This is a genomic window from Pseudomonas brassicacearum, from assembly GCF_009601685.2.
Lineage (GTDB): Bacteria > Pseudomonadota > Gammaproteobacteria > Pseudomonadales > Pseudomonadaceae > Aquipseudomonas > Aquipseudomonas kilonensis_B.
This window is the reverse complement of sequence record NZ_CP045701.2, coordinates 811102-831474: the sequence shown is the minus strand read 5'-3', so window position 1 is coordinate 831474 and position 20373 is coordinate 811102. Positions and strand designations below refer to the sequence as shown.

Below are 20373 nucleotides of genomic sequence, written 5' to 3'. Positions count from 1 at the left end.
TACACACCAACCCCAAAATCCCCCCAAAAAACGAAGCCAAAAAAACGGCGCCTTTCCATTTCTGAAAGAAGCGCCGTTTTTTCTAAGTGAACAGCATTACCGCCATTGGCCGGGTTTCTGTTCAACCGATCACTGCATCCACGGTGGCGGCGGTTCTTCGGCCTTGCCGGGTGGGGCATCGTCGGCGGCGCGGACGGCCTGGCGGCGTTCCTCGTCCAGGCGGGCGGCTTCGATTTCGCGCATGATCCCGCCGACATCCGCCAGCTCTTCCGGCTCGTCGAATTCGCCCGTCAGCACGCTGGCCGGGTGCAAGGTGCCGGCTTCATACAGCGCCCACATTTCCTTCGCGTACTTGGTGCGCCTGAGCTCCGGGGCAAACCGGCCAAAGTAGGACGCCATGTTGCCCACGTCCCGCTCCAGCATGCTGAAAGCATGGTTGTTACCCGCAGCATCCACGGCCTGCGGCAGGTCGATGATCACCGGTCCGGTTGGCGTGAGCAGGACGTTGAACTCCGACAGGTCGCCGTGCACCAGACCGGTACACAGCATCAGCACGATCTGGGAAATCAGAAACGCGTGGTATTCACGGGCCTGATCCGGCTCCAGCACCACATCGTTCAGACGCGGCGCGGCATCGCCATACTCGTCGGCCACCAGCTCCATCAGCAGCACGCCTTCAAGAAAGTCGTACGGCTTGGGCACGCGTACACCCGCGCCAGCCAAGCGGAACAGTGCCGCCACTTCAGCATTCTGCCAGGCGTCCTCGGTTTCCTTGCGCCCGAACTTCGAGCCCTTGGCCATCGCCCGGGCCTGACGGCTGTTGCGGACCTTGCGGCCTTCCTGATACTCGGCCGCCTGACGAAAACTTCGCTTGTTCGCCTCCTTGTAGACCTTCGCGCAACGTAGCTCGTTGCCGCAGCGCACCACATAAACAGCTGCTTCTTTACCACTCATGAGTGGGCGCAGCACCTCGTCGACCAGACCGTCCTCGATCAGGGGTTCAATGCGTTTTGGAGTCTTCATCAGCTTTTATTGTGGGTCCTTTATTACCAAACACGCGAATGACAGTCGTTATACGGCAATCTTTCCTCCACGGGGAGGGGTTGCCGACCTATGAACCTGTGATGCACACAATGTGCCGGATCAATCGACCGAGCCGAATCATAGCCGAGACCGGACCTGGCGTTGGCATCTCAATGCCCGGGCATTTGCGACAAGAGCTGACAGCCATGTCCACCGTCAGTTGCAGGCAAGTGCGACGACTCAATGCTTGAACAGCTCCCCCGGGGTAAACCCGAACATCCCCTTGAACGCCGCAATGAACGCGGACGTTGAATCATACCCACAGGACAACGCGGCGCTGGTGACGCTGTCGCCCTTCTCCAGCGACCCCAGGGACGACAACAGGCGCATGCGCTGGCGCCAGGCGCGGAAGCTCAGGCCGGTCTCGCGCTGGAACAGGCGCATCAGGGTTTTTTCCGAGGTGCCCAGGCGCTCAGCCCAGGCTTGCAGGGTGACGTTCTGCTCAGGCTGTTCGATCAATTCGTTACACAGCCCCAGCAGACGGGCATGTCGCGGCAGCGGCAGGGAGAATCCTACCTCCGGCAGGGTCGCCAGTTGGTCCAGCAGCACCTGCACCAGGCGTTCTTCCTGGGTATCACCCTGTGGATAATCGACCGGAAGCTGACAAAACACCTTGATCAACTCACGGGCCAGTGGCGTGACTTCCAGCACCCGACAGCGCTCATCGGCCCAGGGGCAGGCGTGGCGATGCACATACAGGCTGCGCATTTCCGCCCGGGTGGAGGTCACCACATGGTGTTCGAGGTCGGCCGGGATCCAGATGCCCCGTTGTGGCGGTGCAAAGAAGCTGCCCGCGGCGGTGTGTACACCGAGAACGCCACTGATGGCGTAGGAAAACTGCACCCAGTCATGACGATGGGCTTGCGTCCAGGAACCGGCGCTCAAGCTTTCGACACGGGCGTAGAGCGGCCTCGGCAATTGCGCCAGGTCGGGGATGCGGCGTTCGAGCTGCTGGTGTCCGTTAGGCGGCATTGATTGGCCTTATGTCGCAAGACGACTATTTGGGACGACGTTAGGCTAAGTCGACTTTTCTTACAACTTGCGGTGCCCTATGCACATCCTCAGACACCTCAAACGCATGGTGACCGACTGGTTCCTGTGCGGCATGTTGCTCGCCACACTGTTGGCGTACTTCTTTCCATCCTTTGGTGCCACGGGCGGTGCCATGCATGCCGAATGGGTGGTCAACATCGGCATTTTCGTAGTGTTCTTCCTGCACGGGGTCAACCTGTCCGGCGAACAGATCCGTCACGGTTTGAAGAACATCCGGCTGCACGTAATGGTGCAGGCGTTCACCTTTGGCGTGTTTCCGTTGCTCTGGCTGATCAGCCATTGGCTGGTCGGCAGCCACGTGCCAGCGCTGCTGATGCTGGGGTTCTTCTACCTGTGCGCCCTGCCCTCGACCATATCCTCCTCGGTGGCCCTGACCGGCAGTGCAAAAGGTAACGTGCCGGCGGCGATTCTCAACGCGAGCCTGTCCAGCGTACTGGGGATTTTCCTGACCCCGCTGCTGGTCAGTTTAGTGGTCGGCAGCGGCGCCGGTGGCATCGACCTCGGTTCGACCCTGCTCGACCTGTGCATGATGTTGCTGTTGCCACTGGTGCTGGGGCAGTTCCTGCGGCGTTGGCTGGCCGGCTTTTTCGGCAGGTACAAGCGCTACACCAGCATCATCGACAAGCTGGTGATCCTGCTGCTGGTCTACGCGGCGTTCTGCAACTCGATGGTGTCCGGCATCTGGCAACAGCAAGGCAACGGTGTGCTATTGAGCGCAGTGCTTGGCAGTGCCGTGCTGCTGGCGATCATCTTGTGGGCGACCACCCGCACCGCTCGCGTCCTGAAATTCAGCAGCGCCGATGAAGTGGCCGCGGTGTTCTGTGCCAGCAAGAAATCCCTCGCCGCCGGGGTGCCGATGGCGGCGTTGATTTTTGGCAACCATCCCGGCCTGGGGCTGATCCTGCTGCCGATCATGATCTATCACCCGCTGCAGTTGATCGTCTGCTCGGTCCTCGCCGAGCGCTACGCCAGTCATCACCGGGAACTGGCGTCCCGCCAGAACGGCGCCGTCCTCAGCGCTCGATAATCGCCGTCACGCCCTGGCCCGCTGCGGCGCAGATGGAAATCAAGCCGCGACCTCGCCCGGCGGCATCGAGCAACTTGGCGAGGTTGGCGACAATGCGCCCGCCCGTGGCGGCAAACGGGTGCCCGGCGGCCAGGGAACTGCCCTTGACGTTCAACCGACTGCGGTCGATGGCCCCCAGCGGCGCGTCGAGGCCCAGGCGGGTCTTGCAGTAGTCCGGGTCTTCCCAGGCCTTCAGTGTGCACAACACCTGGGCGGCGAAGGCTTCGTGGATCTCGTAGTAATCAAAGTCCTGCAAGGTCAAACCGTTGCGCGCCAGCAATCGCGGCACGGCGTAGACCGGGGCCATCAATAGCCCTTCGGCGCCATTGACGAAATCCACCGCGGCTGTTTCACCGTCGCGCAGGTACGCCAGGATCGGCAGCCCCCGGGCCTTGGCCCAGTCTTCACTGCCCAGCAGTACCAACGAAGCGCCATCGGTCAGTGGCGTGGAATTGCCTGCGGTCATCGTGCCCTTGGCGCTTTTCTCGAAGGCTGGCTTGAGGGAGGCGAGTTTTTCCAGGGTCAGGTCCGGGCGCAGGTTGTTGTCCCGGGTCAGGCCAAGAAACGGTGTCATCAAGTCGTTCTGCCAACCTTCGGCATAAGACGCGGCCATTTTCTGATGGCTTTCCAGGGCCAACTGGTCTTGCGCCTCCCGGGGGATCTGCCAGGTCTGGGCCATCAATTCGCAGTGCTCACCCATGTTCAGACCGGTGCGCGGTTCGTTGATGCGCGGCAGGTCGGGAACGAGGTGCTGGGGACGCAGTTGCAGGAAGGTCTTGATCTTGTCGGCGGTGGTCTTGGCGCGATTGGCTTGCAGCAGGATCCTGCGCAGCCCTTCATTGACCGCGATCGGCGCGTCCGAGGTGGTGTCCACGCCGCCGGCAATGCCGCTGTCGATCTGGCCCAGGGCAATCTTGTTGGCCACCAGCAGCACCGTCTCCAGCCCGGTGCCACAGGCCTGCTGCACGTCATAGGCCGGCGTCATCGGTGACAGCCGCGAGCCGAGCACGCATTCGCGGGTCATGTTCATATCCCGGGAGTGCTTGAGCACCGCACCGGCAGCCACCTCGCCAATGTGCAAGCCGTGCAGGTTGTAGCGTTCGATCAGCCCCTCGAGGGCAGCCGTCAACATTGCCTGGTTGCTGGCGGTGGCATAGGGCCCGTTGGAGCGGGCGAACGGAATGCGGTTACCACCGATGATCGCGACGCGGCGTAGTTGTGTCATGAAGAACTCCCCTGTAGGTCTATGCACTGATAAAACTCAACTGTCCCCTGTGGGAGCACAGCTTGCTCGCGATGAACAATGACGCAACCCACCCTGAAAAACGCGGTGCCTGCATCGCGAGCAAGCTTGGCTCCCACAGGGATTCGGTGCCCTGGAAAAACCGCTCCCGCTCAAGCTTAGGCTTTATCTCGCCAATCGAACGACTGATTGCCAATCATGGTCCACACTTGGAACCTCATCAGCCGGAGTGTGTTCCATGTCTGACCGTTATATCGACTTTGCCAACTCGCCCATTGGCCGGCGCATGGTCGGGTCCCTCGGCCTGCCATCGCCGGTGCGCCTGGAACGCTGGCAGGCTGGGCGCCTGCGGCCGATCGAAGGCGCATTGCTGCTGGGCGGCGGGCCGTTGACCGAGCAGATCGGCACGTTTGCCAAGCGCCTGACCGACACCATTTTCATCTACGGCGGCGAGCCGACCCTGGCCACCGAGTGGATCCCCGGCCATGGCCCGAAAATCAAGGCAGTGGTGTACGACGCCAGCCACCTGGTGCAGGCCGACCAGCTCAAGCAGTTGCGGGAATTTTTCCAGCCACTGATGAAAAACCTCGACCACAGCGCCCATGTCGTCATCCTCGGTCGCGCGCCGGAAAGTCTGGCCGAGCCGTTCGCCGCCAGTGCCCAGCGGGCATTGGAAGGTTTCAGTCGCTCCCTGGCCAAAGAGTTGCGCCACGGCGGGACGCTGCAATTGCTGTACGTCGGCGACGGCGCCGAAGCCCAGCTGGAAGGTGCGCTGCGGTTTTTCCTGTCGCCCAAGAGCGCCTTCATCTCCGGGCAGGTCATTCGCCTCAACGCCTGTGACACCCAGGTCCAGGACTGGACCCGACCGCTTACGGGGCTCAAGGCGCTGGTCACTGGCGCAGCCCGCGGGATCGGCGCCTCCATCGCCGAAACCCTGGCACGCGATGGCGCCGACGTGATCCTGCTGGACGTCCCACAAGCCAAGACCGACCTCGACGCCCTGGCGTCACGCTTGAGCGGACGCAGCGTGACGCTGGATATCTGCGCCGAAGACGCCGCCGCCCAGTTGATCGAGCACCTGCCCGACGGCGTCGACATCGTGGTCCACAACGCTGGCATCACGCGGGACAAGACCCTCGCCAACATGACCCCGGAATTCTGGGACGCGGTGCTGGCCGTCAACCTCAATGCCCCGCAGGTGCTGACCAAGGCCCTGCTCGACAGCGGCACCCTGCGCGACAATGGCCGAGTGGTTCTGCTGGCGTCCATCAGCGGCATTGCCGGCAACCGTGGGCAAACCAACTATGCAGCGAGCAAGGCCGGGCTGATCGGCCTGGCCCAGGCCTGGGCGCCGCTGCTGCAGCCACGCGGCATCAGCATCAACGCCGTGGCGCCGGGCTTCATTGAAACCCGCATGACCGCCGACATCCCCTTCGCCTTGCGCGAAGCCGGGCGACGCATGAGCTCCCTGGGCCAGGGCGGCCTGCCCCAGGATGTCGCCGAAGCCGTGGCCTGGCTCGCGCAACCGGGCACGGGTGCCGTGACCGGGCAGGCGCTGCGGGTTTGCGGGCAAAGCCTTCTGGGAGCGTGACCATGACGATCCAATGGCATGAAGTCAGCAGCTCGCCCTCGATGTCCGGGCTTTATTCCAAAGCGGCGACACGGCGCAAGGTCACCGGAACGACCCTGCCCGAGGAAGGACTGCGTCAAGTGCTTCAGGTCGACCCGCAACGCCTGGCCGCCTATCGCAAAGTCTGCGGTTTCGTCGATAACGGACTGCTGCCGCCGACCTATCCCCACGTCTTGGCGTTTGCCCTGCAAATGCAATTGCTCACCGCGCGCAATTTTCCATTCCCACTGCTGGGGCTGATCCATTTGAGCAATCGCATTCGCGTATTGCGACCCATGGGCGGGGTCGGCCAGGTGCGGGCCAGCGTCAATGTCGAGAACCTGCAAGCCCACCCCAAGGGCGCGGTGTTCGACCTGGTGACCCGCCTTGATGATCAGTTGGGGCCGTTATGGGAGGCCCAAAGCCAGATGCTTTGCAAAGGTGTCCAGCTTGACGGGGCTCTCGTGGAAGACTCGCCGCAGGCCAGCCTGCCATTGGTTGAAGTCGCGCGCTGGACCGCACCGGCTGACATCGGTCGGCAATACGCCAAGGTGTCCGGCGACTACAACCCCATTCACCTGAGCGGCATCAGCGCGCGGCTGTTCGGCTTCCCCACCGCCATCGCCCATGGCCTGTGGAACAAGGCCAGGACCCTGGCGGCGCTGGATGACCACCTGCCCGAGGCCAACATCGAGATCGACGTGGCCTTCAAGAAACCGGTGCGCCTGCCCAGTGAGGTGGTACTGCTGGCGAGTGCGGCGGGGTCCAGTGGACAACTGCAACTGGTGGGGGCTGGGGGTTTGGAGCATATGGTCGGAGAGTGGCGGCCGGTGGCCTGAGCAGGTCGACGGCATTCACCGTAAATCCCTGTGGGAGCGGGTGTTCACAGAGCTGGTGTCCGCCACAAAATCCTTGCTCGCGATGGCGGTGGGTCACGCCGCGATCAGCGAGGTGGGTAGTTGGACAGAATCCGCCCAACCGTCTCGCGCACGGCCGTGTTGCGGTCAGTCGGGTTGGGAGAGTTGCTGAGCAGTTGTTCGTCACTGCCACGCCACACCAGCTTGCCGTCCTTGCCATCGAGCAGGTCGATCTGCACGGTGGCGACCTTGTAGCTGATGTTGCGGGTTTCGTTGTACATCGGCCCGCCCCAATAGCCATTCCACGGGCCGCCCCAACCACCGCCGTAGTTGGTGGTGACCTGTTGCTGGCGATCCTCGACGATCAGATAGGCCTGGACCAGCACATCGCCGTGCCCACTCGCCGCCGGACGCAGGCCGCGTTGATCGAGTTGATCGGCCACCGCCTGGCGGATCCGCTGTTCGGTCAGGTCGCTCTTGATGCGTGGGTCATCGGGGCGATATTGCAGCGCCGGGTCTTTCCAGCTCCAACTGCGATACGCCGCGAAATCGCGGCTGGTGTCAAAGTCATGGTTGACCTGGTTAGAGGCACAGGCGCCCAGCAACAGGGTGAAGGCCAGTAGAGCAAGACGGCGAAACATGGTTTTTCTCCGTTGCGTAATCAACTTGGTGGATACGCCGACAGGGCTTTTTCCACTGCTTGGCGTATGGCATCGGTGCGCTCGCTCTGACTGCCACGCTGGCCGGTTTCGGCACTGGCGCTCCACACCGGTTGCCCCGTGCGGGCATCGAACAGGTCCACCCGAACCACCACGACCTGTTCCCGATACGTGCGCACCATCGGCACCGGATGGTACATGCCATAACCCGGACCATAACGGTTGTAGCCGCCGTAGTAGCCAGCATCATAGTCGTCCCGGACCTGGCGCACGCGGGTTTCCAGGCGCAGGTCGGCACTGACGAACAGGTCGGCGGGCCGGTTGTCATGCAACGGGCGCAGGCCACGCTGGTCCAGGGCATTGCTCACCGCTTCGGCCACCTGGGCCGAATCCGCCCAGGCGGAACCCGATGGCAGGCGCCCGTCGCGCCAGGCCCAACTGCGATAGCGCCCATAGTCACGGGGCGGCGCGGGGTAAGCGCTGCGGTCGAACACCGTGGCGGCCTCGGGCGGTGCCGGCGGCAGCGGATTGGACGTGGCGACATAGGGGTTGCTGCCCTGGCAGGCCGCCAGTCCCAGGCACAGCATCAACAACCCTGAACGACCTTTCATTTCGCGCTCCGGTCACACTGGACGGCAGATCCAGTGCAGATAACGTCCCAACCCGGCAAACGCCGGATGGCGACGATGGGCCAGTTCCATTTCCAGCAACTGCGCAAGTTCCACGCGTGCCTGGAACTCCACCGGCATGTAGTCATGGAAAACCCGCACGCCACTCTGGTTTTCGACCTGCCACAGGCCTTCAAGTTGCGCCGCCAATTCCCGCGGATCAAGAGGCTGTTGCGGCGTCAGGCTCTGTTTTTCGCCGGCCATGTCGTTTTTGCGCAACTTGCGAAAATGCCCCTTGAGCAGGTTGCGATAGACCAGCGCGTCGCGGTTGTAGAACGCCAGGGACAGCCAGCCGCCCGGGACCGTGAGTTGATGCAGCACCGGCAGGATCGCATAGGGCTCGGCCAGCCACTCCAGCACCGCGTGGCACAGCACCAGGTCGTAAGGCTCGGTGAGCTGGCCGGGCAGATCCTGCCACGGCGCCTGGATGAACGTGGCGCTCTGGCCCGCCTCGGCAAAGCGCTGGCGGGCGCCTTCGAGCATGGGTTCGGCCGGCTCGGCCAGGGTCACCTGATGGCCGCGCTCGGCCAGCCACAACGACATGTGGCCCAGGCCGGCGCCGATGTCCAGCACGCGCAACGGGCGCTGTGGCAAGCTTTCCAGCAGATCGGCCTGAAGCACCGCCAGGCGGATCGCGCCCTTGGCCCCGCCGTAGATTTTTTCCGCGAAGCGCGTGGCGAGCTGATCGAAATGACGGTCGCTCATTGGCCGAACCGCCGCTCGCTGTCGGCCAGCTTGCTGCGCACCACGGCGTCCATGTCCAGGCCCAGTTCGCTGCAAAGCAGCAACAGGTACAACACGATGTCACCGACCTCCTGCCCGGCGTGGGCCAGTGTGTCCGCCGGCAACTGGCGCGACTGGTCCTCGGTCAGCCACTGGAAAATCTCCACCAGTTCGGCCATTTCCACACTGGCAGCCATGGCGAGGTTTTTCGGGCTGTGGAATTGCCGCCAGTCGTTACGGTCACGAATGGCATGCAGGCGTTCGGTCAGTTCAACAAGGTTCATCGGGTTCTCCTGAATACGCATAGCTTCAGGGGGATGCCCGGGGAAGGCAAGCGTCTCGGTACGAAGCGACAGTTTGCCCCATAATCGAACCAACTCGGCCGCCACAGCTCCTACAATCAGGAGCCAGCGGCTCAGCTCAGATCCCCTCCCATCAGGATGCACGTATGCAGGTAGAAAGCTTTTTCGAATGGCTCGGCCAGGCGCTCGGTTCGGTGATCCGTTTCATCGTCGACCTTCTCAGCGGTCTCTTCAACACCCTGGCCAACGCTGGCGGCAACTTCGTCGACGGGTTGTCACGCACCCTGGGCATGGACACCTCGATCATCAGCATCATCGCGCTGATTCTCGGGCTGATGCTGCTGTACTCGGCAATCCGCGCCTTCATGCGGGCCTCGATCGTCATGGGCATCATCTGGCTGGTGCTGGGGTTGTGGTTGTTGAGCTGGATCATTCACTGAAGCCCCGGCGATCCCTTGCCTGACACCAGTGTGGTGAGGGGATTTATCTCTGTAGGAGCTGTCGAGTGCAACGAGGCTGCGATCTTCTCAACGCTCATTAAGTCAAGAGCGAAAGATCAAGTTCAAAAGATCGCAGGCTTCGCCAGCTCCTACAAAACCCAGCGGGGCGGTGCGACGTTTCGCTAAATCCTCTCGCCACAATGAATCCCAAGTTCCGCAGGGAACGATCAATGCGAGAACCCGCTACAATCGCGCTCCATCAAGGAGCCCGCATGTCCAACCTGACCACCGACTGGCGCGACCGCCAGACCCATCGCCGGGTCTGGGCGCTGGCTGCGCCAATGATTCTCTCGAACATTTCCGTACCGCTGGTGGCCTTGGTGGACAGTACCGTCATCGGCCATTTGCCCCATGCCCATCAGTTGGGCGCGGTGGCGGTCGGGGCGAGTTTGTATACGGTGCTGGCGTGGGCCATGGGGTTCTTGCGCATGGGCACCACCGGGTTCGCTGCCCAGGCTGCCGGGCGCAGTGACGGGGCGGCATTGCGACAAGTGTTGGTGCAAGGACTGTTGTTGGCGATGGGGTTGGCGGTGCTGCTCGGCGCCGTCGGCGTGCCGTTGAGCGACGTGGCGTTGCACTTCATGCAGCCGTCCGCCGAGCTCAACCAGTTGACCCGTGACTTCTTCCACACCCGGCTCTTCGGCTTGCCGGCGGCACTGGCCAGCTATGCGCTGGTGGGCTGGTTCCTCGGCGCCCAGAATGCGAGGGCCCCGCTGGCGATCCTGCTGGCGACCAACCTGGTCAACATCGCCCTGAACCTGTGGTTCGTGATCGGCCTGGACTGGGGCGTGACCGGGTCGGCCCGGGCGTCGGTCATTGCCGAGTGGACCGGGGCACTGGTCGGCCTGGCCCTGGCCCGCAACACACTGCGCGCCTGGCCCGGGCAGATCGCCTGGGCGGCCCTGGGGCTGTGGCACAACTGGCGCCCGCTGCTGGCGGTGAACCGGGACATTTTCATCCGCAGCCTGGCGCTGCAAGCGGTGTTTTTCCTGATCACCGTGCAAGGCGCACGCCTGGGGGATGCGACCGTGGCGGCCAATGCCCTGCTGCTCAACGGCCTGCTGCTGACGGCCCATGCCCTGGACGGCCTGGCCCATGCCATCGAAGCGCTGTGCGGCCATGCCATTGGCGCCCGCGACCGCCTGGCCCTGCGTCGCTCGCTGGTGGTGGCGTGCGGCTGGTCGTTGATCGCAAGCCTGGGCTTTGCACTGCTGTTCCTGCTCGCTGGCCACCTGTTCATCGACATGCAGACCGACATTCCCGACGTGCGCGCCACCGCTTATCTCTACCTGCCTTACCTGGCGACCCTGCCACTGATCGCCGTCTGGAGTTACTTGCTGGACGGGCTGTTCATCGGCGCCACCCGTGCCCGGGAAATGCGCAACGGCATGCTGCTGACCCTGCTGCTGGTGCTGCCCATTGCCTGGGCGCTGCAAGGCTTGGGCAACCATGGGCTGTGGATCACCTTCCTGCTGTTCATGGCCTTGCGCAGCCTGACCCTCGGTGCTTTCGCCTGGCACTTGCAGCGCAGCGACCGCTGGCTCGGCGCATCAGCCCACTAACGTTCAATCCTGGCTGCCCTGCCAGCGCCGGCGCAGATGCTCGAGCCGCTCGCGCTGCGAACCGCCCACCAGGCCAGGGCCTGGACGGGCATCGGGGTATTGCAGGCGCAGCCACAGCCAGTCATCGAGCACCGTCCGCTCGGTAAACCCCAGCGCCAGGCCCTGCTGCAAATCCTCCCAGAGCCTACGGTAATCACACGCGGTAGAACGGGACCATTGCCAGGCGTGGCGCTCCAGCAGGCATCGTTGCAACTGGCCCTGTTGTCGGGCACTGAGGCCGTGCTCCTTCTCCAGCACCGCCACCGACAGCCCCGGGTTTGACAGCTGCTGCCAACCCTGGCTGCCGATCGCCCGGTCGGCCCAGGTGCCACCAAACCAGCGCAACAAACTGATCGGGCCCAGCCAGCAACTGAGCTCCTGAGGGTCGCAACCGTCGAAGAAATAGCTGGCGATGTGCGGGTTGTAGTAGCTCAACAAGGCTTTGTGATGCAGGCCTAGCGTCACCGTCAACATGCGCCGCAGATGCGCCAGCAATTGCGTAACGGGCGATGGGCTGACCAACAATAATCCCGGCCAGGAACGTGGGTCCAGATGGCAGAGGCTGACCAGCGCAGGTGAGTGGCGCAGATCCACCAACAGCGGACCGTGCTCTCGCAACCCATGCAGCTCGGTATTTTCAAACAAGGCAAAACACCGGGCCTCGGCGAACTGCGCGTGCACAAGCCGCGCGGCGTCAGGCGCACTCGGTACGTCGAGCAGCAGCCATTGCGGCGTTGATCCAGACAGGGCCGCGGCATTCATCGAGTAACGCCCACACCGCGCCCCATGAGCATACGGCAGGTGCATAGTGGCTGGGCGCAAGGGTTGAAAGGCCCGCCTTCGGGCAACAAGCACAACAAGACCAGCGGTTCGGCATCCCGGATTGCAGACAACAGGACCGGATCGGCAACCGACGGCCCCCGTGTTTCGCCTGCAGATGAATCATTCATAACCTCCACCGAGTCAGGCACGTCCAGAAATGCACTGATCAATGGTCGATCCGGATCGCCTTCGATAAAGCTCACCAGCACCTCGGTACCGTCACTCAAGACGCCCGCCCCGCCCGTGGTCAGTTCGGGTGCCAAGGGCAGCCAACAATGACTGGCGCTGGCGCCTTCGCCCTGGTAGACCCAGTCAAACTGCACCGCCACACGCCCCGCCCCCAGCTCCGACGGCTCGTCCACTGCCACGACCCAGCCGCGTTGCCGGCTCACCATGCGCGGCTTTGCCGGGACCTCGTCCGGCACGAACAGCACGCCCCGGGGAATGGCCTTGAAATGATTGCCGTACACCCCCGCCTGTGCGCGGTGCTCGACCTTCGTCAATAGCCAGCGCCGGTCCCAGCCGGCAAACGGATGGGCCATCAGCGTCAGCACCTGACCACCGTGCAGGTTCATCAAGTCGCTACGGCCCTGGGCGGTCTGCTCCCCCGACGCATCGGTTTGCACGCTGAAGGACCGCACTGCGGCAATCGGGCCGTCGTCCGCATAGACCGCCTTACCGGCAGGGGGGAAGCTGTGTGGATTATCAGCGAACACCAGGCAATGCCCGTCCCGGGTGTGTTCAAAATGAAAGTGGATACCCGCCTGGGCGCATACGCGCTGCAGGAACTGCAGGTCCGACTCTCGATACTGGGTACAGAAATCCTGCAGTGGATAATCGCCACTCAAGTCCAGGCACAGGCTGCGGCCACTGATGCCATGGGCCTTGAGCACCTGGCGAATGATCTGCGGCACCGAACGGGCGCTGAAGACCCGCTGGCTGAAGCGCTGCGCCAGACAGGCCAGCTTCGGCCCGATACGCACCCGGCAGCCGGCGCCATGACGGTGTTGAACCAACTCATGAAGCTGCCCATGAATGCCCCGGCCTGGGGCCCCGAAACTCAGCCAGACGCTGCGGTACAACAGGCCCGCCAGGTCCAGGTTCGCGTCGCGCAACAACAGCTGCGCTTCATAGACGAAGGGTTCGCTGATCGCTTCGCTACCCGTGAAGGCCACGACGTCAACAGGCTCGGGCAGACCGGCTATCTCCAGACGAAAGACTGGCTCGCTGGCTGGATCGGACATCGGCGTTTCTCTACAGGAGGGGCGGTCGGGGATTTTCGCCGAGAGCCATGGCCGAGTAGAGGGGCCAAGTACAAGTTAGGAAAGGGACTACACGAAATAAGGACATCGCCGGTTAAATGCACCGACGGAGAGAAATAACGACGGCACAAATAAAAACGCCCTCCGGGACCGTCCGAAAAAAACCGCAGCGTGCGGTGCATTTTCTGACAGCCCCGGCGGGCGGTGCCGATCAGCCCAAAAGATAGAGCTGATGTAATCCCATGGCGAGCTCAGCTGTGCAGGAGCTGTGTAGGAGCTGTCGAGTGCAACGAGGCTGCGATTTCTCCCCAGACGCTTGAGCCCCAACAAGCGAAAGATCAAAAGATCGCAGCCTTCGGCAGCTCCTACAGGGCACAGCCGGGAGCTGTCGAGTGCAACGAGGCTGCGATCTCTCCCCAGACGCTTGAGCCCCAACAAGCGAAAGATCAAAAGATCGCAGCCTTCGGCAGCTCCTACAGGGCACAGCCGAGCGCGAGCAAGCTTGCCTCACCACATTGCCCGGAAGACGTTCACTTCCCCATCAAGAAGACAGATAAGACGAACGCGTCAGCCCCAGGCGCAATGCATCGAGGAACTGGGTACGTTCAGCGGCACTGATACGGGCGCTGGCACACTTGTCGCGGTAGTGAGTCATCAACTCCTCCGGCGACAAGTGCACGTAACGCAGCATGTCTTCGATGGTGTCGTGGGTTTCGATACCGGCGTGGTACACGCTGCCATCGGCGTTCTGGTAGATGTTCACCGAGTCGGTGTCACCGAACAGGTTGTGCATGTCGCCGAGGATTTCCTGATAGGCGCCCACCAGGAAGATGCCCAGCAGGTAGTCTTCACCCGGGTTGAGGGCGTGGACCGGCAAGCTGGTCTCGATGCTCTGCTCATCGACGTACTGCTTGATCTTGCCGTCGGAGTCGCAGGTCAGGTCTTGCAGCACGGCACGGCGCAGCGGCTCTTCGTCCAGGCGATGCAGCGGCAGGATCGGCAGCACCTGGCCGATGGCCCAGGTGTCCGGCAGGCTCTGGAACACCGAGAAGTTGCAGATGTATTTGTCGGCAAGCTTGTCATTGAGCTCATCCAGCACCTGGCGGTGCGAGCGCTGGCGCGCCTTCAACGAGTTGTGCAGGCGACGGCACACGGCGAAGTAGCACTGCTCGGCCAAGGCTTTTTCGGCCAGGGTCAGCTTGCCGTCGGCGTACTGGGCGGCCACGTCGCTCATGTAGTGGGTGGCGCGCCAGTAAGTCTCGGTGACCATCTCGATATCGGTCGGGCCCAGCAGGTCCACCAGCCATTGCACGGTTTCCGGCAGTTCCTGCTTGTTGTCGATCACCGGCACGTCGTCGTGGTGTTTCTCGACATCGGTCACCTGCACCACCAGCATCGCGTGGTGGGCGGTCAGGGAGCGGCCGCTTTCGGAGAAGATGTGCGGATGCGGCAAGCTCTGGGCATCGCAGAATTCCTTGAGCATGCCGACCACGACACCGGCGTAATCGTCCATGTCGTAGTTGATCGAGCTGGCATTGCGCGAGTGCGTGCCGTCGTAGTCCACGCCCAAGCCACCGCCGACGTCGATGTGATCCACCGGCAGGCCGAGGTTGCGCAGTTCACCGTAATACCGGATTGCTTCCTTGAAGCCGTGCTGGTAGTCCGCCAGGTTGGCGATCTGCGAACCCATGTGGAAGTGCAGCAGGCGAATGCCTTGGTCGAGGCCGGCAGCGCGGAAGCGCTCGACCACCGACAGCAGTTGCGCGGCCGACAAGCCGAACTTGGACTTCTCGCCACCGGTATCGGCCCACTTGCTCGACGCCAGGGACGACAGGCGCACGCGCAAGCCGACCTGTGGCTTGACCTTGAGCGCTGCGGCCTCTTCGATCACCAGGCCGACTTCGGACTCTTTCTCGATGACGATGAAGACGTTGTGACCGAGCTTCTGGCCCATCAGCGCCAGGCGGATGAACTCGCGGTCCTTGTAGCCGTTGCAGACGATGGTGCCGCCCTTCGGCGCCAAGGCCAGGACCGCCAGCAGCTCCGGCTTGGAACCGGCTTCCAGGCCGATGGAGACGTTCTGGGTGGCGATGATGTTCTCGATCACCGCTTCCTGCTGGTTGACCTTGATCGGATAGAGCGCGGTGTACTGGCTCTGATATTCCAGACGCGCGATGTTGCTGTCGAACGCGCCGGTTAGCTGGCGCACACGGTCTTGCAGGATGTCGGGGAAGCGCACCAGCAAGGGCAGCGACAGGCCGCTCTGGCGCAATTGGTCGACTTGTTCGAACAGGTCGATGGGCGAGCTGTCGGGACCGTTCGGACGGACTTCGACGCGACCGGCTTCATTGATCGCGAAATACCCGGCCCCCCAATGGCGAATCCCGTAAACACTGCGGCTGTCCGCAACTGTCCATTGGCTGCCATCGTCTTTGCGTGTGCGTCGTACGGACATCGAAGTCCCCTATAAAGAAGTCAAAATGCACCATCCGGTCGGAGGCTGGGGCAGTCTAGAGAGTGAAAATGACGAATTGCCTGTTAGCAAGGTAGACCCTGCTCCCAGCGATGAGTTTAGAAACCCGTTCAGAACAGGCTCTGTGAAAACCATGCGGGGGACCTCGAACGTGGGGTTCGGGTCAAGCCGAGGGTGGTTTTCACAGAGGCTGCTAGCCGCCGGATTTCTTGGCTTTGAAGCCGCGCTTGACCAGTTCCGCCAGCAGCAGCTCGACGTGATCGCCCTGGATCTCGATGATGCCGTCTTTCAACGCACCACCGGTGCCACAGCGTTTCTTCAACGTGGTGGCCAATTCCTTGAGCGCGTCTTCGGCCAACGGCACGCCGGTGATCGTGGTCACCGTCTTGCCACCGCGACCTTTGCTTTCACGGCGCACGCGCGCAATGCCGTCACCTTCCGGGATGGCGGTCTGTTTGCAGATGCAGGCATCCACCGGCTGACGGCAATCAGGACAATGACGACCGGCGTCGGTAGAAAATACCAGGCCGCCCAGGGCGGCGAAGGATGCGGCTTTTTTGGCCACCGGCAATCCTCTTGGGAGGACAAAGACTGGTCGAGGACAGAACGTGCCGCGACCGCGAAACCCCACTCAGGCAGGGGCAGCGCTACTGGACCGCAGACGCGGTTCAGCTTGAAAAGTCGCGCAGTGTAACGGCAAAAAGCCGACTTGCTAAGGGCCAATCAGCGCCAATTTATAGCTTCTTTGCGACGCTGCCACCATGGACCCGCAAATAGCGTTCAAGCGCCGCCAGAGAGTCCGGGCAGTAAGGCTTGTACTGGATTTCATCGAGCACCTGCTCGAGGGGCAGGAAACGCGCTTCGAGGACCTCTTCGGGTTGCAGGACCAATGGGCCGTCCCACACTGCCGAGAACGCCGAGCACCACAGGCGAATGCCAGGGTCCTCGAAATAAAAATGGTCATGGGCGGTCAGTTCCACGCCGCTCACGCCCAGCTCCTCCGCCAGCTCGCGAGCAGCCGATTCGGCGTAGGTCTCATCGGCCTGCACCATGCCGCCCGCCGCCACGTCCCAGAAACCGGGGTAAATGGCCTTGCTCAGGGTGCGCCGGTGAACACACAGCTCACCGGACGAATTGAACAGCATGATGTAGGTGCCGCGTCCGATCAGGCCACGCTCACGCAGTTCTGAACGCACCAGGCTGCCGAGCAGGTTGTCCTGCTCGTCGACCCACGCAATCAGCTCGGCATCCGAGGCCACTCGGTGAGCGTCCTCCCGGGGGCTTTCACTCATGGATCAGCCCTGGTTCAGCAGTTGCCGCAAATCGATGACCGCTGCGTTGGCCCGGGAAATGTAGTTGGCCATGACCAGCGAGTGGTTCGCCAATACACCGAAGCCGCTGCCGTTGAGGATCATCGGGCTCCAGACCGGTTCCTGGGACGCTTCCAGTTCACGAATGATCTGCCGCACGCTGACCGTGGCGTTCTTTTTCGCCAGCACATCGGCGAAGTCCACTTCGATGGCGCGCAGCAAGTGCGACAACGCCCACGCCTGGCCACGGGCCTCATAGAACACGTTATCGATTTGCATCCACGGCGTCTCGACCACCTCCTCATCCACCTGCGGCACCTGGCCCGGGACCGGGACTTCGGTTTTCAGCGAGGTGTTGAGCTTGACCCGGCCAACGCTGGCCGACAGGCGCTGGGACAACGACCCCAGGCGAGTGCCGACATCCCCCAGCCAGTTGTTCAGGTTATCGGCGCGGGCGTAGAACAGCGCGCTTTTCTGGTTTGGGTCGGACAGGCGCGCCTGATAGCGACTCAGCAGAGTGATGCCTTCCTGGTACTCCGACTCACTGGAGGGCAGCACCCAGCTGCGGTTATCGAAGTTGAAACGCGGCTCGGCCTTGGCCAGGTCGGCGTCCTCGGCGGACTGCGACTGGGAACGGGCGAAGTCCTTGCGCAGGGCGCGGCTCAGGTCGCGGACCTGCACCAGCACGCCATATTCCCAGCTCGGCATGTTGTCCATCCACAGGCCAGGCGGGAAGCGGTCGTTGGAAATATAGCCACCCGGCTTGGTCAGCAAGGTCCCGGCCACCGTCTTGAGCGTCTCGACCGTGGTGTAGCCCAACACCATCTGCCGGCCATCTTTCTCGGCCGCGGCCTGGGCGTTCTGCTGCACTGGAAACAGCGCGGGCTCCTGGCTCCAATACCAAGCGACGGCGATGGTCACCAGCAGGTAGAGGCCGATCAGCGTGGCCAGTGCGCGGCTGAAAAAAAGCCCACCCAGGTAGCTGCGGGTGGCCGATTTCGGCTCGGCGGCACGTTCAGGCGCGCTGCCCGCGCGGTTTTTCCAGTCCAGCATGGCGATATCCCTTCAATCACTTGAGTTCTCGGTTCGACCACAACCCTACGCCATCGTGCCTGATTTGAAACGCGATAATGCGGCCCCAATCATGCCGGGCGCGACAGGGCAATCGAACAGCACTATAAAGGAAGCGTGGCCATCGGCCTACGAGACTGTCCGGTCACGAACTGAATTTCGCGACAGGACAGATTATTGACGTATGACACTCATGCAAAGGAAAAGAGGTGCTAGCATAGAGCCACCAGTCGATCTCAGCATGCACCCTAACTAGTAGTCAGGATATGACCGAGCCAGAAGACCCCAGCCGTGAGCGCCTCAAGCACCACTTTGCCCAGCGGGTAATTCATCAGGCTCGTCAGATCCTGGAGATTTGGCAGCGCCTGCAACGCAGTGAGTGGACAAGTACCGACCTGTCGGAGCTCAGCGAAGCCAATCTGCGCCTGCTGCGCTTTGCCGAGCGCTTCGAACAGCCCGAGCACTCCCAGTTGGCCCAAGGCATCAGCCAGTCGCTGCAAGCGGTGGACGCCAATCGCGGGCGCCTGAGCAGCCACCTGATCACCGAAATCAACCGCCTGATGCAGCGCTTGTCTCGTACCGGCCTGCGCCATGGCGACCAGCTCGAACAAACCTTTCTGCCGCCGCTGCGCAAGCCCATCTACGTGTTGCTGCAGGACCATGACCGCGCCGAGCGCCTGGCCAAGCAGTTGGAGTTCTTCGGCCTCAGCGCCCAGGCGCTGGACAGTGTCGCGGCGTTCCGCGCCTCGATGGTCGAGCGCCTGCCGGCGGCGATTGTCATGGATGTGGATTTCAGTGGCCCCGGCGCCGGCCTGAAACTGGCCGCCGAAGCCCAGGAAGGCCTGGAACAACCGCTGCCGCTGTTGTTCTTCAGTTTATTGGAAACCGACACGCCGACACGCCTGGCCGCGGTACGCGCCGGTGGGCAGGAATTTCTCACCGGCACCCTCGAAGCCTCGAGCCTGCTGGAAAAGATCGAAGTGCTGACCTGCGTCGCCCAGTACGATCCGTACAAAGTACTGATCATCGATGACTCCCGTGCCCAGGCCATGCACACCGAGCGCCTGCTCAACAGCGCCGGCATCATCACCCGCACGCTGATCGAGCCGATCCAGGCCATGGCCGAGCTGGCGGACTTCCAGCCCGACCTGATCATCCTCGACATGTACATGCCGGCCTGCACCGGCACGGAACTGGCCAAGGTGATACGCCACAACGACCGCTACGTCAGCGTGCCGATCATCTACCTGTCTGCCGAAGACGACCTGGACAAGCAACTCGACGCCATGAGCGAAGGTGGCGACGACTTCCTGACCAAACCGATCAAGCCCCGGCACCTGATCACCACGGTGCGCAACCGTGCGGCCCGGGCGCGCAACCTCAAGGCACGGATGGTGCGCGACAGCCTCACCGGCCTGTACAACCACACCCATATCCTGCAATTGCTCGAGGATTGCAGCTTCCGCGCTCGTCGCGAAGGCAAGCCCCTGAGCTTTGCCATGCTCGACATCGACCATTTCAAACGGGTCAATGACAGCCACGGCCACCCCATGGGCGACCGCGTGATCAAGAGCCTGGCGCTGTTTCTCAAGCAGCGCCTGCGCAAGACCGATTTCATCGGCCGTTATGGGGGCGAAGAGTTCGCCATCGTCATGCCCGACACCGACATCGACGCCGCCTGCAAGGTGCTGGATGAAATTCGCCAGCGCTTTGCCGAAATCCACTACCCGGCCCAGCCCCACGATTTGTGGTGCACCTTCAGCGCCGGCGTGGTGGAAATGAGCGATGACTTCGACAGCCTGATGATGGCCAGCCAGGCGGACGAAGCGCTGTACCGCGCCAAGCACGCCGGGCGCAACCGGGTGCAGAGCGCTCGCCAATCAAAGCAAAGTGCCACCTTTTCATCGGAATCGACTGATTCGGTCATAAACCTGTAACTCAAGCGCAATAAATTCAGGCACTTACGATTCTGCCCCCGGTAGACCTTGATGCGCCTGAAGCTGCTGACCAATCTCAACACCCTCCTTTTAGTTGCCGTGTGCCTGGGCCTTGGGGCCACCTTATGGTGGTC

General features: G+C 62.6%; 19 protein-coding genes. 6 read left to right on the top strand and 13 right to left on the bottom strand.

Annotation, left to right across the window (positions count from 1 at the left end; translation table 11 throughout):
* Positions 1 to 129 precede the first annotated feature (129 nt).
* Both GFU70_RS03560 and GFU70_RS03555 read right to left on the bottom strand, forming a co-directional pair.
* On the bottom strand, positions 130 to 1023 hold the full coding sequence (locus GFU70_RS03560) for a PA4780 family RIO1-like protein kinase (protein WP_025211642.1): 894 nt from the start codon (positions 1021 to 1023) through the stop codon (positions 130 to 132).
* 240 nt (positions 1024 to 1263) lie between these two features.
* Positions 1264 to 2055: an AraC family transcriptional regulator gene (locus tag GFU70_RS03555; protein WP_058543888.1), complete on the bottom strand. Its 792-nt coding sequence runs from the start codon at positions 2053 to 2055 to the stop codon at positions 1264 to 1266.
* A 79-nt stretch (positions 2056 to 2134) separates the two neighbouring features.
* Here GFU70_RS03555 and GFU70_RS03550 point away from each other — a divergent pair, with 79 nt between their 5' ends.
* On the top strand, positions 2135 to 3163 hold the full coding sequence (locus tag GFU70_RS03550; RefSeq protein ID WP_058543887.1) for a bile acid:sodium symporter family protein: 1029 nt from the start codon (positions 2135 to 2137) through the stop codon (positions 3161 to 3163).
* On the opposite strand, the gene GFU70_RS03545 is transcribed toward GFU70_RS03550, so the two are convergent.
* Entirely contained in the window at positions 3150 to 4427 is a 1278-nt protein-coding gene (locus GFU70_RS03545; RefSeq protein ID WP_116643245.1) for an acetyl-CoA C-acetyltransferase, read from the bottom strand. The genes GFU70_RS03550 and GFU70_RS03545 overlap by 14 nt on opposite strands.
* A gap of 256 nt (positions 4428 to 4683) precedes the next feature.
* On the opposite strand from GFU70_RS03545, the gene GFU70_RS03540 reads away from it, so the two are divergent.
* Positions 4684 to 6036 carry a 3-oxoacyl-ACP reductase gene (locus GFU70_RS03540; protein ID WP_116643246.1) on the top strand — a complete coding sequence of 451 codons (1353 nt, stop codon included), beginning with the start codon at positions 4684 to 4686 and terminating at the stop codon, positions 6034 to 6036.
* Positions 6037 to 6038: 2 nt separating this feature from the next.
* Complete coding sequence (locus GFU70_RS03535) at positions 6039 to 6893, top strand: MaoC family dehydratase (RefSeq protein WP_116643247.1); 855 nt, start codon at positions 6039 to 6041, stop codon at positions 6891 to 6893.
* A gap of 104 nt (positions 6894 to 6997) precedes the next feature.
* Here the strand turns inward: GFU70_RS03535 and GFU70_RS03530 are convergent, their stop codons facing one another.
* From GFU70_RS03530 to GFU70_RS03515, 4 genes are read right to left on the bottom strand one after another with little or no spacing between them, the layout of a single operon-like run.
* Complete coding sequence (locus tag GFU70_RS03530) at positions 6998 to 7552, bottom strand: DUF4136 domain-containing protein (RefSeq protein ID WP_058543883.1); 555 nt, start codon at positions 7550 to 7552, stop codon at positions 6998 to 7000.
* Positions 7553 to 7572: 20 nt separating this feature from the next.
* A complete protein-coding gene (locus tag GFU70_RS03525) occupies positions 7573 to 8181 on the bottom strand; it encodes a DUF4136 domain-containing protein (RefSeq protein ID WP_058543882.1) in 609 nt (202 codons plus the stop codon).
* Between the two features lie 12 nt (positions 8182 to 8193).
* Entirely contained in the window at positions 8194 to 8943 is a 750-nt protein-coding gene (locus tag GFU70_RS03520; protein WP_058543881.1) for a methyltransferase domain-containing protein, read from the bottom strand.
* Positions 8940 to 9245 carry a MazG-like family protein gene (locus GFU70_RS03515; RefSeq protein WP_058543880.1) on the bottom strand — a complete coding sequence of 102 codons (306 nt, stop codon included), beginning with the start codon at positions 9243 to 9245 and terminating at the stop codon, positions 8940 to 8942. Before GFU70_RS03515 ends, GFU70_RS03520 begins: the two co-directional genes overlap by 4 nt.
* A gap of 164 nt (positions 9246 to 9409) precedes the next feature.
* Between GFU70_RS03515 and GFU70_RS03510 the strand changes: the two genes are divergently transcribed.
* Together GFU70_RS03510 and GFU70_RS03505 are read left to right on the top strand one after the other, a co-directional pair.
* Positions 9410 to 9703, top strand: a complete 294-nt coding sequence (locus GFU70_RS03510) for a hypothetical protein (RefSeq protein WP_003197447.1) — start codon at positions 9410 to 9412, stop codon at positions 9701 to 9703.
* Between the two features lie 272 nt (positions 9704 to 9975).
* Complete coding sequence (locus GFU70_RS03505) at positions 9976 to 11325, top strand: MATE family efflux transporter (RefSeq protein ID WP_058543879.1); 1350 nt, start codon at positions 9976 to 9978, stop codon at positions 11323 to 11325.
* Positions 11326 to 11328: 3 nt separating this feature from the next.
* Here the strand turns inward: GFU70_RS03505 and GFU70_RS03500 are convergent, their stop codons facing one another.
* The 6 genes from GFU70_RS03500 to GFU70_RS03475 form a co-directional block, all read right to left on the bottom strand.
* Positions 11329 to 12126, bottom strand: coding sequence for a DUF4123 domain-containing protein (locus tag GFU70_RS03500; RefSeq protein WP_153387605.1), 798 nt, complete (start codon positions 12124 to 12126; stop codon positions 11329 to 11331).
* Positions 12123 to 13430, bottom strand: a complete 1308-nt coding sequence (locus GFU70_RS03495) for a type VI secretion system Vgr family protein (RefSeq protein WP_058543877.1) — start codon at positions 13428 to 13430, stop codon at positions 12123 to 12125. The genes GFU70_RS03500 and GFU70_RS03495 overlap by 4 nt, the downstream gene beginning before the upstream one ends.
* A gap of 559 nt (positions 13431 to 13989) precedes the next feature.
* Complete coding sequence (speA, locus tag GFU70_RS03490) at positions 13990 to 15903, bottom strand: arginine decarboxylase (RefSeq protein WP_058543876.1); 1914 nt, start codon at positions 15901 to 15903, stop codon at positions 13990 to 13992.
* Between the two features lie 211 nt (positions 15904 to 16114).
* Positions 16115 to 16486 (bottom strand): translation initiation factor Sui1, encoded by a 372-nt coding sequence (locus tag GFU70_RS03485; RefSeq protein ID WP_153387604.1) that lies wholly within the window; start codon positions 16484 to 16486, stop codon positions 16115 to 16117.
* A gap of 169 nt (positions 16487 to 16655) precedes the next feature.
* Positions 16656 to 17213, bottom strand: coding sequence for an NUDIX hydrolase (locus tag GFU70_RS03480; RefSeq protein ID WP_058543874.1), 558 nt, complete (start codon positions 17211 to 17213; stop codon positions 16656 to 16658).
* A 3-nt stretch (positions 17214 to 17216) separates the two neighbouring features.
* Positions 17217 to 18284: a DUF2333 family protein gene (locus tag GFU70_RS03475; protein ID WP_058543873.1), complete on the bottom strand. Its 1068-nt coding sequence runs from the start codon at positions 18282 to 18284 to the stop codon at positions 17217 to 17219.
* A gap of 284 nt (positions 18285 to 18568) precedes the next feature.
* Between GFU70_RS03475 and GFU70_RS03470 the strand changes: the two genes are divergently transcribed.
* Positions 18569 to 20239: a response regulator gene (locus tag GFU70_RS03470; protein ID WP_058543872.1), complete on the top strand. Its 1671-nt coding sequence runs from the start codon at positions 18569 to 18571 to the stop codon at positions 20237 to 20239.
* Positions 20240 to 20373 lie beyond the last annotated feature (134 nt).